This window comes from Rathayibacter sp. AY1A7 (assembly GCF_002930845.1).
Lineage (GTDB): Bacteria > Actinomycetota > Actinomycetes > Actinomycetales > Microbacteriaceae > Rathayibacter.
The window spans coordinates 23,616-37,418 of the sequence record NZ_PSTL01000027.1; the positions used below are offsets into that span (position 1 = coordinate 23,616).

Here is a 13,803-nt window from a genome sequence, read left to right on the forward strand (position 1 = left end):
GGGGGAGGAGCCGGTGGATAACTACACGGCTGTAACTACTACGTCTAGTGGGCTGACACCGGCCCGCCCCCTATATGTAGTATTGCTGAGCAGGTCGGAGCGAGAGCCCCACCGGCACCCAGAACTCACCCGGACCACCCTCCGACCCCGCCCGCATCGCGAGCCGCCGGTCGGGGAGCGGCACCGGGACACCCCCTCCGAAAGGCGACACCCATGGCTGTGACGGTCTACACCAAGCCCTCCTGCGTCCAGTGCACCGCGACGTACCGCGCCCTCGACAGCAAGGGCATCGACTACGAGGTGTTCGACCTCTCCGTGGACGAGAAGGCCCTCGAGGCCGTCAAGGCCCTCGGCTACCTCCAGGCGCCGGTCGTCATCACGGACGACGACCACTGGTCCGGCTTCCGCCCCGACAAGATCGCGACCCTCTGAGGCGCACGGACGGCGATCCGCGACGTCGTCGGCGGGCGCCGTAGCGCCGCTGCGGCTTCCTCCTCCGCCTTGCGGCTCACCGCGCAGCCGCCTCGGAGGCGGGACCGAGAACAGCAGCTGACGGGGAGAGGGGCCGAAGGATGAGCGGGCTCGTGTACTTCTCCAGCAGCTCGGGGAACACGCACCGGTTCATCGAGAAGCTCGGACGGCCGGCGCAGCGCATCCCGCTCCACGCCCGCCGCGACGGAGCCGCCCTCGACACGCTCCACGTCCACGAGCCGTACGTGCTCGTCCTCCCCACCTACGGCGGCGGCAACGGCGGAGGAGCGGTCCCCAAGCAGGTCATCCGGTTCCTCAACGATCCGTGCAACCGCTCCCTGATCCGCGGCGTCATCGGCGCCGGCAACACGAACTTCGGCGAGGCGTACTGCCTCGCCGGCGACATCATCGCCCGCAAGTGCGAGGTGCCGCACCTCTATCGATTCGAAGTATTCGGAACACCCGACGACGTCCGCGCCGTCGACGAAGGATTGGACACGTTTTGGACGCAGCAGTGATCGACGCTCCCCGCGACGCCGCACAGATGGACTACCACTCGCTCAACGCGATGCTGAACCTCTACGGCCCGAACGGAGAGATCCAGTTCGACAAGGACCGCGAGGCCGCTCGCGAGTTCTTCCTGCAGCACGTCAACCAGAACACGGTGTTCTTCCACACGCTCAAGGAGCGCCTCGACTACCTGGTCGAGAAGGAGTACTACGAGCAGGCCGTGCTCGACCAGTACTCGTTCGAGTTCATCCAGCAGCTCAACGACCTGGCGTACTCGAAGAAGTTCCGCTTCGCGACCTTCCTCGGCGCGTTCAAGTACTACACCTCGTACACGCTCAAGACGTTCGACGGGAAGCGCTACCTCGAGCGCTTCGAGGACCGCGTCGTGATGACCGCCCTCGGCCTCGCCCAGGGCGACGAGACGCTCGCGACCGCCCTCGTCGAGGAGATCGTCGCCGGCCGCTTCCAGCCCGCGACCCCGACCTTCCTCAACACCGGCAAGGCACAGCGCGGCGAGCTCGTCTCCTGCTTCCTGCTGCGCATCGAGGACAACATGGAGTCGATCGCCCGCGGCATCAACTCCGCGCTCCAGCTCTCCAAGCGCGGCGGCGGCGTCGCCCTCTCGCTCTCGAACATCCGCGAGGCCGGCGCCCCGATCAAGCAGATCGAGAACCAGTCCTCGGGCATCATCCCCGTGATGAAGCTCCTCGAGGACAGCTTCAGCTACGCCAACCAGCTCGGCGCGCGCCAGGGCGCGGGAGCGGTGTACCTCTCGGCGCACCACCCCGACATCCTCCGCTTCCTCGACACCAAGCGCGAGAACGCCGACGAGAAGATCCGCATCAAGACGCTCTCCCTCGGCGTCGTCGTGCCCGACATCACGTTCGAGCTCGCGAAGAACAACGAGGACATGTACCTCTTCTCGCCCTACGACGTCGAGCGCGTCTACGGCATCCCCTTCGGCGACATCTCCCTCTCGGAGAAGTACCGCGAGATGGTCGACGACCCGCGCATCAAGAAGACCAAGATCTCGGCGCGCGAGTTCTTCCAGACCATCGCCGAGATCCAGTTCGAGTCGGGCTACCCCTACATCGTGTTCGAGGACACGGTGAACCAGGCGAACCCGATCAAGGGCCGCATCAACATGTCCAACCTCTGCTCCGAGATCCTCCAGGTCAACACTCCGACGACCTACAACGAGGACCTCTCCTACGCGCAGATCGGCAAGGACATCTCCTGCAACCTCGGCTCGCTGAACATCGCGCTGACGATGGACTCGCCCGACTTCGGCCGCACCATCGAGACCGCGATCCGCGGCCTCACCTCGGTGTCCGACCAGTCGCACATCACCTCGGTCCGCTCGATCGAGGACGGCAACGACAAGTCGCACGCCATCGGCCTCGGCCAGATGAACCTGCACGGCTACCTCGCCCGCGAGCGGATCCACTACGGATCCGAGGAGGGCATCGACTTCACCAACATCTACTTCTACTCGGTGCTGTTCCACGCCCTGCGCGCCTCCAACAACCTCTCCATCGAGCGCGGCACCACCTTCGAGGGCTTCGCCGACTCGAAGTACGCCTCGGGCGAGTTCTTCGACACCTACACGGAGAAGGAGTGGGCGCCGGCCACCGAGCGCGTCTCCCGCCTCTTCGCCGACTCGGGCATCGCGGTCCCCACCCAGGACGACTGGCGTGCGCTCAAGGCCTCGGTCATGGAGCACGGCATCTACAACCAGAACCTGCAGGCCGTCCCGCCGACCGGCTCGATCTCGTACATCAACAACTCGACGTCCTCGATCCACCCGATCGCGTCGAAGATCGAGATCCGCAAGGAGGGCAAGCTCGGCCGCGTCTACTACCCGGCGCCGTTCATGACGAACGACAACCTGGAGTACTACCAGGACGCGTACGAGATCGGCTACGAGAAGATCATCGACACCTACGCCGCCGCCACGCAGCACGTCGACCAGGGCCTCTCGCTCACGCTCTTCTTCAAGGACACGGCGACCACCCGCGACGTCAACCGCGCCCAGATCTACGCCTGGCGCAAGGGCATCAAGACGATCTACTACATCCGCATCCGTCAGCTGGCGCTCGAGGGCACCGAGCTCGACCAGTGCGTCTCGTGCATGCTCTAGAGCACGCAGCCCCACCCCCCCCTCCGCACGACCCATCCGCAGCAGCGAGAAGGAATCATGACTCCCCCCGAGAAGCTCAAGCTCGTCGACTCCGTCCAGGCGATCAACTGGAACCGGATCCAGGACGACAAGGACGTCGAGGTGTGGAACCGCCTCACGAGCAACTTCTGGCTGCCCGAGAAGGTCCCGCTGTCGAACGACATCCAGTCGTGGAACACGCTCACGCACCAGGAGCAGCAGCTCACCATGCGCGTGTTCACCGGGCTCACCCTGCTCGACACCGTGCAGGGCACCGTCGGCGCCGTCTCGCTCATCCCGGACGCGATCACGCCTCACGAGGAGGCCGTCTACACGAACATCGCGTTCATGGAGTCGGTCCACGCCAAGTCGTACTCCTCGGTGTTCTCGACCCTGTCGAACACCCAGGACATCGACGAGGCCTTCCGCTGGTCGATGGAGAACCCGAACCTGCAGAAGAAGGCGTCCATCGTGATGGACTACTACCGCGGCGACGACCCGCTGAAGCGGAAGGTCGCCTCCACGCTGCTGGAGTCGTTCCTCTTCTACTCGGGCTTCTACCTGCCGATGTACTGGTCCTCGCGCGCCAAGCTCACCAACACGGCCGACCTCGTGCGCCTGATCATCCGCGACGAGGCCGTGCACGGCTACTACATCGGCTACAAGTTCCAGAAGGGACTCGAGCGGGTCGACCAGGCCAAGCGCGACGAGATCAAGGACTACACGTTCTCGCTGCTCTACGAGCTCTACGACAACGAGGCGCAGTACACGCAGGACCTCTACGACCAGCTCGGCCTGACCGAGGACGTCAAGAAGTTCCTGCACTACAACGCGAACAAGGCGCTGATGAACCTCGGCTACGAGCCGATGTTCCCCAAGCAGGTCACCGATGTGAACCCCGCGATCCTGTCGGCCCTCTCGCCCAACGCGGACGAGAACCACGACTTCTTCTCGGGCTCCGGCTCCTCCTACGTGATCGGCAAGGCCGTGAACACCGAGGACGAGGACTGGGACTTCTAGGCGTCGACACCACGTCCCGGCCTCCACGGCGAACGGCCCCTCCCCTCGCGGGTGAGGGGCCGTTCCTCGTCTCCGGGCGGCGGGCGGGCGCCGGGTCACCGCACCCGGCGAGGCGCCGCCCTGTCGCCGAGGCGCCGTCCTGTCGGCGGCGCCTCGCGCGGCACGTCGGTGTCTCGCGGAGCGGGGCCGGAGCGGCCGTCGTGCGCGCCTCAGAGGGCCAGGCGCATCAGCACCCGGGGGAAGCCGTCGAGCACGGAGCGCACCGCCGCCCAGCCGACCACTCCGCCGATTCACCACTCCATCGGATGAATCGCACCAGCACCCCCTGTTGGACGGCGCCCAGGCGGGGCGCCTAGCGTGGACGAGGTATCCAACGAAGGAGCACTCCCTGTGAAGCACGTCCCCCTCGGCACCTCCGGTGTCGACTCCCCGAACGTCGTCCTCGGCCTCATGCGCATCCCCGAGATGAGCGACGAGGCCATCCGCGGCCTCGTCGGCGCCGCCCGCGACTCCGGCATCGACTTCTTCGACCACGCCGACGTGTACGGCGGCGAGCTGCACCGCTGCGAGGAGCGCTTCGCCGAGGCGATGGCGCTCACCCCGTCGGAGCGCGAGCAGGTCGTCCTGCAGACCAAGGCGGGCATCGTCCCGGACGGCCCCTACTTCGACTTCTCGTACGAGCACCTGATCGCCTCGGTCGAGGGCTCGCTGAAGGCGCTGCGCACCGACTACGTCGACGTGCTGCTCCTGCACCGGCCCGACGCGCTCGTCGAGCCGGATGAGGTGGCCCGCGCGTTCGACGAGCTGCACGCGTCCGGCAAGGTGAAGCACTTCGGCGTCTCGAACCAGACGCCGTACCAGATCGAGCTGCTGAAGAAGTCGCTGAACCAGCCGATCGTGGCGAACCAGCTGCAGCTCTCGATCACCCATGCGCCGCTGATCGCGCAGGGCGTCGCCTCCAACATGGTCGGCGAGGACCAGTCCGTCATGCGCGACGCCGGCATCCTCGACTACTGCCGCCTGAACGACATCACCGTGCAGGCCTGGTCGCCCTTCCAGGCGGGGTTCTTCACGGGCGTCTTCCTCGACAACCCGGCCTATCCCGAGCTGAACGCCGTCATCGACCGGCTCGCAGCGACGTACGGGGTCCCGGCGATCGCCGTGGCCACCGCCTGGATCACCCGCCACCCGGCGGCTATGCAGGTCGTGCTCGGCACGACGAACGAGCAGCGCGTGCGCGATGCGGCCCTCGGGTCCGATCTGCCGCTCACGCGGCCGGAGTGGTATGAGCTGTTCCGCGCGGCGGGCTACCTCGTCCCCTAGAGCTCCCACCCCGGAGGAAATGCGCGTCGGCGCAGAGAGGCACGGACTCCCCGGAGTCCGTGCCTCTTCCCGTCCCCGCGGGACGCCGGTCGGTACGCCCGTCGCGGACTGGAGCGGCATCTCGCGGGGGAGGGGCGGGAATAGGAACGGCACCCCTGCGTTGAACTTGAGCGTAACCGACTCAACTTCCTCAGGAGGACAGGTGCCCGACAACTACAGCGAGGCCGGAGCGAGCTCGTTCGACGACTTCCTCGCCCGCTACCTCGATGGTGAGCGCGCCCGCGCGGCGCGGTCGATCGACCTCAGCCGATTCCTCACCGCCCGTACCCGCGACATCCTGCAGTCCGCAGGACGCTTCGCCCTCGAGCGCGGCCAGACCGAGCTCGACGCCCTGCACGTGCTCCGCGTGCTCATCGACGACGAGACCGTCTCGCAGGCCGTGCGCCGCATCGGCGTCGACCCCGCCGCCATCGCCACCGCCGCGGAGGCGCGCCTCCCGCAGGCCGACGAGGCCCACGCCTCGCAGAACGCGGCCACCATCACCCCCAGCGTGCAGCGCGCGCTGTTCCACGCCTACCAGGTCGCCCGCTCCAGCGGCTCGACCTACATCGAGCCCGAGCACCTCTTCTTCGCGCTCGTGCTCGGCCAGGACGCCCCCGCCGGGCAGGTCCTCGCCCGGGCCGGCGTCACCGCCGAGGCCCTCACCCAGGGCATGCGCGAGACCGAGGCCCCGCAGCAGCAGGAGGCGGGACAGCCCGCCTCCGACACTCCGATGCTCGACAAGTTCGGCACCGACCTCACCGCTCTCGCCCGCGAGGGCCGGCTCGACCCGGTCATCGGGCGCGCCGACGAGATCGAGCAGACCGTCGAGATCCTCAGCCGCCGCACCAAGAACAACCCGGTGCTCGTCGGCGAGGCCGGCGTCGGCAAGACCGCGATCGTCGAGGGCCTCGCCCGCGCGATCGTGGCGGAGGAGGTCCCCGAGCAGCTGCGCGGCAAGCGCGTGATCTCGCTCGACCTCCCCGGCATGCTGGCCGGCACCCGCTACCGCGGCGACTTCGAGGAGCGCCTCACCGGCACCATGGACGAGATCGCGGCGCACTCCGGCGAGCTGATCGTCTTCATCGACGAGGTCCACACCGTCGTCGGTGCGGGCGGCGGCGGCGAGGGCGGCATGGACGCGGGCAACATCCTCAAGCCGCGTCTGGCCCGAGGCGAGCTGCACCTCGTCGGCGCCACCACGCTCAAGGAGTACCGCACCATCGAGAAGGACCCGGCACTGGAGCGGCGCTTCCAGCCGGTCCGCGTCGGCGAGCCCGGCATCGAGGACGCGGTCGCCATCCTGCACGGCCTGCGCCCCGCCTACGAGGAGCACCACCGCGTGCGCTTCACGGACGAGGCCCTGCGCGCCTCCGTCGAGCTCTCGGCCCGGTACCTCACCGACCGCGTGCTGCCCGACAAGGCGATCGACCTGATCGACCAGGCCGGCGCACGCCTCCGCCTCCGCCTCGGAGCCGGCGTCGACACCGGAGCTCTGCTCGAGCGTCTGGCGACCCTGGAGGCCGACAAGAACGCGGCCGTCTCGGCCGAGCACTACGAGGAGGCGTCCCGCGTCCGCGACGAGATCAGCGCCGTGCAGGCGGAGCTCGACGCGGCCACCGGCAGCGCCCCCGCGGAGGCGGTCGTCGGCGAGACCGAGATCGCGGCCGTCATCGCCCGCGCCACCGGCATCCCGGTGTCGCGGCTCACGGAGGGGGAGCGCGAGCGCCTCGCGCACCTCGAGACCGAGCTGCACCAGCGGGTCATCGGCCAGGACGACGCGGTCACCGCGGTCGCCCGGGCCGTCCGCCGCAGCCGCACAGGCCTCGGCGACTCCTCGCGCCCGGTCGGCTCGTTCCTCTTCCTCGGCCCGACCGGTGTCGGCAAGACGGAGCTGGCGCGCACCCTCGCGGGCTCCCTCTTCGCCGATGAGCAGTCGGTCATCCGCTTCGACATGAGCGAGTTCGGCGAGCGTCACACGGTCTCGCGGCTGGTCGGCGCCCCTCCCGGGTACGTCGGCTACGACGAGGCCGGTCAGCTGACCGAGCGCGTGCGCCGGAACCCGTACTCGGTGGTCCTCTTCGACGAGATCGAGAAGGCGCACCCCGACGTGTTCAACCTGCTGCTGCAGGTGCTCGACGACGGGCGTCTGACCGACGGCCAGGGGCGGACGGTCGACTTCCGCAACACGGTGATCATCATGACCTCGAACCTCGGCTCGGAGTTCCTGGCCTCGCGGTCGGGTGCGCTCGGCTTCGTCGCTCAGAGCGATGCGTCGGCCGAGGGCTTCGCCTCGGAGAAGGACCTGCGGGATCGCGTCATGGGCCGGCTCCGCGAGGCGATGCGCCCCGAGTTCCTCAACCGGATCGACGAGATCGTCCTGTTCCGCCGCCTCGGCCGCGAGCAGCTGCGGGAGATCGTCGGCATCGTCCTCGACACCACGCGCTCCCGCCTCGCTCCCCGCGAGGTGACGCTCGAGGTGACGGAGGCGGCCGTCGACTGGCTCGCCGAGAACGGCTACGAGCCGCAGTACGGCGCCCGGCCCCTGCGCCGGCTCGTCCAGCGCTCCATCGACGACCGGATCGCCGACCTGTTCGTCAGCGGCGAGGTCTCCGACGGAGGCGCGGTCCGCGTCGACGCCGTCGGCGGCGAGCTGCTGGTGACCTCGGCCGCCGCCCTCCCGCTGGCCGCGTAGCCGGTCCCGCTCCGACCCCCGTCCCTCCTCCTTCCGCGAGACACCGCTCGTGACGACGGCACCGCCCGTCGTCGCGAGCGGCGCCCGCGGAGGGGGAGGGGCGGGGGTCTTCGCGTCCCCACGGCTTGCCACAGCGGTCCGGGCGGGATAGACACGAGAGCACGAGAACCGGAGGCACGATGTCGAACCCGCGCTACTACGACCCCGTGGGCAAGGCGGTCCGGGCGCTGCTCGTGCTGAGCCTCGTCTGCTTCGCCCTGGCGGTGGGCATGTTCGCCCTCGACATCGTCATGCCCGGCACCATGACGGACGAGCGACGGCCCTGGGCCGAGGCCAGCGGGGCGCTCGCCTCGTTCGGCGTGCTGGCCCTCATCGTCTACTTCGCGACCGTCGCGATCGTCGGCGCGATCCGGGGGCGCGGGCAGTAGCCCCGGCTCCGACGCCGTCGTCCGACAGGAACGCGTCCGGCCCGCGGGATCCGAGGATCCTCGCGGGCCGGACGCGTTCTCGCGAGCCGTCAGGCGCCGGTCAGGGGCACTTCTTCGCGGTGATCGTCACCTTCAGCGTGGCGTCCGGAGCGACGGGGGAGCCGCCGGCCGGCTCCTGCCCGGTGACCTGGCCGGCGTCGGGCGCCTTCGGGTCCTCGGCGCAGGCGAGCGTGATCTTCGTGAAGCCGGCGGCGCCGAAGGCGTTCTTCGCGGCCTCCAGGTCCTGGCCCGTCACGTTCGGCACGGTCTTCTGGTTGCCGGAGCTGGTGAACACGGTGATCGCGGTGCCGCGCGGGGCCGAGCCCGACGGGGCGGCGCGGGTGACCGTCCCGACCGCGGCGTCGCTCGCCTCCGTGCCGCCCTGCACGACGCCGAAGCCGGCCGCCTCGAGCTTGGCCTCGGCGTCGGCGGAGGAGAGCCCGACGACATCCGGGATGTCCACCTTCGGGACGACCTGCAGCGAGCCGTCGGCCTCCGGGAAGTCCGTCCCGCCGTACGTCGCGTCGGCGGCGCGCATGACGACCGGCCAGATGCGGTGGCGCGCGGTGGCGGCGGATCCGGAGTCGAAGGAGTAGCGGCCGAGGCGCAGGTTCGCGTCGCCCTTCACGTTGAACACGCCGACGGCGGTCGCGACGCGGGTGCTCGCTCCGGTCATCCAGGTGGCCTTCGCGTCGTCGGTGGTGCCGGTCTTGCCGATCAGCGGAACGCCGTCGCCGGTGCGGGAGGCCACGGCCGTCCCGCCGCCGGTGAAGGTCGCCTGCAGCGCGACGGCCGCGGTGGCGGCGACGTTGCGGTCGATCGACTGGCGGCAGTTCGCCGGGGGCACCGGCTGGTCGGCTCCGGCGGAGTCGGTGATGCGGTCGATCGCGACGGGGTCGCAGGTCGTGCCGCCGGAGGCGATGGTGGCGAAGGCGCCGGCCATCGAGAGGGGCGAGACGTAGTTCGTGCCGAGCACCGACGACGGGTTGTGCTCGAGCTCCTCGCCGCTGCCCTGCTTCACGCCCATGTCGACCGCGGTGTCGCGGATGCCGCACAGGTCGAGCTCACGGGCCATGCCGACGAAGCCGGTGTTGAGGGAGGTCTTCGTGAAGGACACCGGGGTGCCGACCTCGCCGGTGCCGCCCTCGTCGTTCTTCGCGCTCGTCTCGTTGCTCGTGTCGGTGCCGCCGGAGACGCAGGAGTCCGTGAAGGTGCCCCAGGTGGACTTGCGCGTCCCGTCGACCGACTCGTTGATGCTGTGGCCCTCCTTCAGCCACTCCACCAGCGTGAAGAGCTTGTAGGTCGAGCCCGGCTGGATCCCGGAGGATCCGCCGTTGGCCCGATCGGTGCTGTAGTTCACTGCGCTGTAGGACGGGTCGGTCGTGAGGACGTCCGGATCCTGCGAGTACTTCTTGTTCTGCGTCATCGCGAGCACGCGCCCGGATCCGACCTCGACGCTGACGGAGACGGCTCCGACGTCGAAGTTCCAGGTCTGCGGGACCTGCGCGTCGACGGCGGCGACGGCCGCGTCCTGCAGGCCGACGTCGAGCGTCGTGTAGACGTCGAGGCCGCCGCGGCGGAAGTTGGTCCAGCGGGTGTCCTCGTCGGCGCCGAAGATCTCGTTGTTCTTCAGGACGTTGGTGACGTAGTCGCAGAAGAAGCCCGCGTTGCCCGCGGTCGAGCAGCCGGTGCTGGGCTGGGTGATGCGGGGCTCGATCGGAGTGGCGACGGCGGCGTCGTGGTCCTCCTGCGAGATCTTCCCCTCCTCGAGCATCTTGCCGATGATGTAGTCGCGGCGGTCCTTGTTGCGGGCGTAGCCGTTCGCGGCGCCGTTGTCCGGGTTGTCGGGCTGGTCGATCCGCAGGACGGCCGGGTTGTTGACGATCGCGATGAGGCTCGCGGCCTGGGCGATCGAGAGGTCCGCGGCCGAGGTCGCGTAGTAGTAGTTCGCGGCGGTCTCGAGGCCGTAGGTGGTGCCTCCGAAGAACGCGATGTTGAGGTAGCCCTGGAGGATCTGGTCCTTCGTGTACTGCTTCTCGAGCCCGATGGCGAGCTTCATCTCGCGGAGCTTGCGCTCGGGGGAGGTTCGAGTGGCCTCGTCGATCGCGGCCGCGCGCTCGGCGTCGTCCGAGATGTTGCGGACGGCCTTCTCGACGAGGACGTTCTTCACGTACTGCTGGGTGATCGAGGATCCGCCCTGCACGTCGTTGCCGAGCACGTAGGTCTGCGCGACGGCGCGGAGCGTGCCGGGGAGGTCGACTCCGCCGTGGTCGTAGAAGCGGGGGTCCTCACCCGAGACGGCGGCGTCCTTGGCGGCCTGGGCGATGCGGTCGAGCGGCACCTCGACGCGGTTCTCGACGTAGAAGGAGGCGAGCAGCTGCGGGCCGTCGGAGCCGGTCGCGTAGATGTTGCTCTTCTCGGAGAGCTTGTCGACCTCGAGGTAGTCGGGCAGGCCGTCGAAGACGCCGATCGACTGGTTCGCGGCGACTCCGGCGAGCGCCACAGCCGGGGTGACGGTGGCGGTCACGAGGACTCCGGCCACGACGCTCATGCCCAGGAAGCCCACGATCGCCTTGACCACACCACCGGTGGTCCTTCTGTCGGACGCCAAACCTTCTCCTTCGCGAATCCCCCCGGATGCTGCGACGACCGCGGCCGACGCCCTGCACGCTCCGTGCGGCAGGTCAACCTCGACAGACTAACCCGAGAGCCCCCGAAGACGAAGGCCCGGCCAGAGGCCTGAAAAGACCCTGACCGCGACCCGGGGGACGGTGTTCCCTAGGCTGTCGGCATGGCGAGCCCCTCCTCCGACCCCCGACCGGCCGACGCGACGACCCCGGAGGCCGCTCGGGTCGCGCCCCCGCAGGCCGTCCCCGCACCGCCCACGGGCGCCCTCTCGTACGCTCTCGGCTTCCTCGCGTTCATCGGGATCCCGTTCCTCAGCCTGATCGTGGGCGGCATCGTCATGGCGTCCGTGTACCCCTCCGCCCGGAGGAAGGGCGGGCTCGCCGCCGAGAACGCGCGGAACGCGGCGAACTGGGGTCTGACGGTGATCCTGATCGGGGTCGTGACGCTCGGCGCGCACGTCGTGCTGCTCTTCGCCGCCTCCGACACCCCGCTCGCGAAGGGCTTCTACCCGATCGGCATCCCGATCACGCTGTTCGCCGTGCTCTGGCTGGTGCACTTCGTGCTGATCATCTGCGGACTGGTGAAGGCGAACCAGCGCGAGGTGTTCCGTCCGCGCGTCGCGATCCCGTTCCTCCGCCCGCCCGCGGCCTGAGCTCAGGCGCCGACGGGCCAGAGGTAGTCGAGCCCCGGCGGCGTGCCGGGGAACAGCGGGCCGTAGTGGTCCTCGTCCTTGGCCACGAGCTTCGAGCGGTGCGAGAGGTGCAGCCGCTCGTCGCCGAACCACGGCGGGAGCGCGTAGTCGCCGGTCAGGTAGGCGGCGAGATCCTCCGGGGCAGCGGCGAGGGCCTCCTCGGTCTTCACGAGGCACGTGTCGGCGAAGCCGCGCTCCGTCCACTCCGCGCAGGTCTCGCGCTGGTAGGTCATCAGCGCCGGTCGGTAGCCCCGCCACATCCGCGTGACGGGGTGGTTCTGCCAGCCGTACCCCGGAACGGTCAGCGCCCGCATGACCTGCAGCGTCTCGACGCGCTGCTTGCCGAGCCGCTTGCCGTCGAGGGCGCGGACGCTGCGGCGGAAGTCGGGGTAGGGGAGGAAGGTCTGCACGCCTCCCAGTCAACAGCGGCCCGTCTCCCTCCGGCCACCCTCCCGTCACGCCGATGTCGCCTGGCGTGCGTAGCGTCCGGGGCATGACCGGACTCCCCCTCCTCGCCACCGACGACGTGCAGCTGCGCTGGGCGCGGCCCGAGGTCCTCGACTCCGCCCGCCACCGGATGCTGCGCCTGCTCACCCTCGCCGAGCGCCTGCGCTACGAGGCGACGAGTCGGCGCGAGGTCCGGGACGGCTTCCTCCTCGGCCGGGTCCTCGTGCGCGAGCTGGCTGCTGAGACGCTCGGGATCGATCCCCTCGAGGTCGCCGTGGACGCGCGCTGCGAGCGCTGCTCCGGACCGCACGGCCGCCCGGTGCTCCGCGGCGAGCACCCGGCGCTGGAGCGGATGCGGATCAGCATCGCGCACTGCGACGGCGCGGTGGTCGCGGCGCTGGCGACCGGACGCGACATCGGGATCGACGCGGTGCGTGCCCGCAGCGTCCGCGACCGCGTGGCGTCCGGGGCGACGACGGCGGAGCAGGTGCTCGCCGATCTGCGCTCGCAGGCGGTCGCGAAGGCCGACGGGCGCGGGACGTCGAGCGACGAGCCCGTCCGCTTCCGCACCAGGGAGGGCGCGACCGAGGCCTGGATCGAGGGCTCGAGCCGCTACTTCGCCGTCTCTGAGCCGACGGTCCACTCCGCGCTCGTCGTGGCGGTCGCGGTCGCTCAGGAGTGACCGCGGGGCGCGGTCCCCGGCCGTTGCGCTGGTCCGCGCCTAGGAGAACAGCGACAGCGTGATCGTCGAGCGGTAGGAGCCGGCCTCGACGTCCGGCTCGGCCAGCAGCCGCAGCTCGGCGTCGGCGCTCCAGGTGCCGGCCCCGCCGGCGGCTCCGAGCAGCAGCGCGTCCCGCAGGCCCGCGCCGCCCTCGAGGGAGGAGGCGACCGGATCGCCCGCGACGGCGCCGGTGCCGGTGATCAGGCGCGGGGTCCAGCCGAGGTGGTCGGCTCCGATCGAGGCGCTCGGGCTGGTGAGGGCGCTCGCCGAGGCGAGGACGTACCAGTCGTTCTGCGCGCCGACGCGCGAGTCGGTGACGGTGACCGTGGGGAGCCCGCCCGTGAACCGGCGCTGGAGGGCGGTGGAGCCCGACTCGGCGAGGTCGACGGCGTCGGCGGCGACGGAGAGCGAGAGGGAGCCGGGCTGCGCCGGAGGGGTGATGTCGACGTCGACGTCCACTCCGTCGAGGTCGTGGAGCAGGGGCGGCGTGCGGACCGGGTCCTCGCCGGTGAGGGGATCGGCGGCGTCGGGCGGGGTGGCGGAGCCCGGCATCGCGAACCTCGCTCCCGGAGCGTCCGTCGCGGTCTCGAGCCGCACGGACCTCGCCGGCAAGCTCATCGACGGCGACGTCAA

The 13,803-nt window shown here is 70.0% G+C and carries 12 protein-coding genes; 9 read left to right on the forward strand and 3 right to left on the reverse strand.

All coding sequences use genetic code 11. The annotated features are described in order from the left end of the window. Positions 1-213: 213 nt before the first annotated feature. The 7 genes from nrdH to C5B95_RS15580 all read left to right on the forward strand — a co-directional run bounded on the left by nrdH (position 214) and on the right by C5B95_RS15580 (position 8,644). Positions 214-432 carry a glutaredoxin-like protein NrdH gene (gene nrdH / locus C5B95_RS15550; RefSeq protein WP_068255139.1) on the forward strand — a complete coding sequence of 73 codons (219 nt, stop codon included), beginning with the start codon at positions 214-216 and terminating at the stop codon, positions 430-432. A 140-nt stretch (positions 433-572) separates the two neighbouring features. Then, positions 573-989: a class Ib ribonucleoside-diphosphate reductase assembly flavoprotein NrdI gene (gene nrdI, locus C5B95_RS15555; protein WP_104224357.1), complete on the forward strand. Its 417-nt coding sequence runs from the start codon at positions 573-575 to the stop codon at positions 987-989. Between the two features lie 26 nt (positions 990-1,015). Further along, positions 1,016-3,121: a class 1b ribonucleoside-diphosphate reductase subunit alpha gene (gene nrdE / locus C5B95_RS15560; RefSeq protein ID WP_104234484.1), complete on the forward strand. Its 2,106-nt coding sequence runs from the start codon at positions 1,016-1,018 to the stop codon at positions 3,119-3,121. A gap of 57 nt (positions 3,122-3,178) precedes the next feature. After that, on the forward strand, positions 3,179-4,159 hold the full coding sequence (nrdF, locus tag C5B95_RS15565) for a class 1b ribonucleoside-diphosphate reductase subunit beta (RefSeq protein WP_104224358.1): 981 nt from the start codon (positions 3,179-3,181) through the stop codon (positions 4,157-4,159). Between the two features lie 390 nt (positions 4,160-4,549). Further along, positions 4,550-5,482 carry an aldo/keto reductase family oxidoreductase gene (locus tag C5B95_RS15570; protein ID WP_258060040.1) on the forward strand — a complete coding sequence of 311 codons (933 nt, stop codon included), beginning with the start codon at positions 4,550-4,552 and terminating at the stop codon, positions 5,480-5,482. Positions 5,483-5,684: 202 nt separating this feature from the next. Next, positions 5,685-8,216, forward strand: a complete 2,532-nt coding sequence (locus C5B95_RS15575; RefSeq protein ID WP_104349578.1) for an ATP-dependent Clp protease ATP-binding subunit — start codon at positions 5,685-5,687, stop codon at positions 8,214-8,216. A 179-nt stretch (positions 8,217-8,395) separates the two neighbouring features. After that, positions 8,396-8,644, forward strand: coding sequence for a hypothetical protein (locus C5B95_RS15580; protein ID WP_104224361.1), 249 nt, complete (start codon positions 8,396-8,398; stop codon positions 8,642-8,644). Positions 8,645-8,744: 100 nt separating this feature from the next. Here C5B95_RS15580 and C5B95_RS15585 read toward each other — a convergent pair whose 3' ends face one another. After that, a complete protein-coding gene (locus C5B95_RS15585; RefSeq protein WP_258060041.1) occupies positions 8,745-11,294 on the reverse strand; it encodes a transglycosylase domain-containing protein in 2,550 nt (849 codons plus the stop codon). A gap of 180 nt (positions 11,295-11,474) precedes the next feature. Between C5B95_RS15585 and C5B95_RS15590 the strand changes: the two genes are divergently transcribed. Further along, positions 11,475-11,963, forward strand: coding sequence for a DUF4870 domain-containing protein (locus C5B95_RS15590; protein ID WP_104349579.1), 489 nt, complete (start codon positions 11,475-11,477; stop codon positions 11,961-11,963). Between the two features lie 2 nt (positions 11,964-11,965). On the opposite strand, the gene C5B95_RS15595 is transcribed toward C5B95_RS15590, so the two are convergent. Then, positions 11,966-12,412 carry an MSMEG_6728 family protein gene (locus tag C5B95_RS15595; RefSeq protein ID WP_104349580.1) on the reverse strand — a complete coding sequence of 149 codons (447 nt, stop codon included), beginning with the start codon at positions 12,410-12,412 and terminating at the stop codon, positions 11,966-11,968. A gap of 83 nt (positions 12,413-12,495) precedes the next feature. Between C5B95_RS15595 and C5B95_RS15600 the strand changes: the two genes are divergently transcribed. Then, the gene (locus C5B95_RS15600) at positions 12,496-13,131 is read left to right on the forward strand and encodes a 4'-phosphopantetheinyl transferase superfamily protein (protein WP_104309716.1); all 636 of its coding nucleotides are present in this window, start codon (positions 12,496-12,498) and stop codon (positions 13,129-13,131) included. Between the two features lie 39 nt (positions 13,132-13,170). Here the strand turns inward: C5B95_RS15600 and C5B95_RS15605 are convergent, their stop codons facing one another. Continuing rightward, positions 13,171-13,722 carry a hypothetical protein gene (locus C5B95_RS15605; protein WP_104349581.1) on the reverse strand — a complete coding sequence of 184 codons (552 nt, stop codon included), beginning with the start codon at positions 13,720-13,722 and terminating at the stop codon, positions 13,171-13,173. Positions 13,723-13,803 lie beyond the last annotated feature (81 nt).

Bases quoted from the DNA above. Each gene is read 5' to 3' on its own strand.
- nrdI (WP_104224357.1), top strand. From the start codon at position 573: ATGAGCGGGCTCGTGTACTTCTCCAGCAGCTCGGGGAACACGCACCGG.
- C5B95_RS15605 (WP_104349581.1), bottom strand. From the start codon at position 13,722: ATGCCGGGCTCCGCCACCCCGCCCGACGCCGCCGATCCCCTCACCGGC.
- nrdH (WP_068255139.1), top strand. From the start codon at position 214: ATGGCTGTGACGGTCTACACCAAGCCCTCCTGCGTCCAGTGCACCGCG.
- C5B95_RS15590 (WP_104349579.1), top strand. From the start codon at position 11,475: ATGGCGAGCCCCTCCTCCGACCCCCGACCGGCCGACGCGACGACCCCG.
- C5B95_RS15600 (WP_104309716.1), top strand. From the start codon at position 12,496: ATGACCGGACTCCCCCTCCTCGCCACCGACGACGTGCAGCTGCGCTGG.
- nrdF (WP_104224358.1), top strand. From the start codon at position 3,179: ATGACTCCCCCCGAGAAGCTCAAGCTCGTCGACTCCGTCCAGGCGATC.
- nrdE (WP_104234484.1), top strand. From the start codon at position 1,016: ATGGACTACCACTCGCTCAACGCGATGCTGAACCTCTACGGCCCGAAC.
- C5B95_RS15580 (WP_104224361.1), top strand. From the start codon at position 8,396: ATGTCGAACCCGCGCTACTACGACCCCGTGGGCAAGGCGGTCCGGGCG.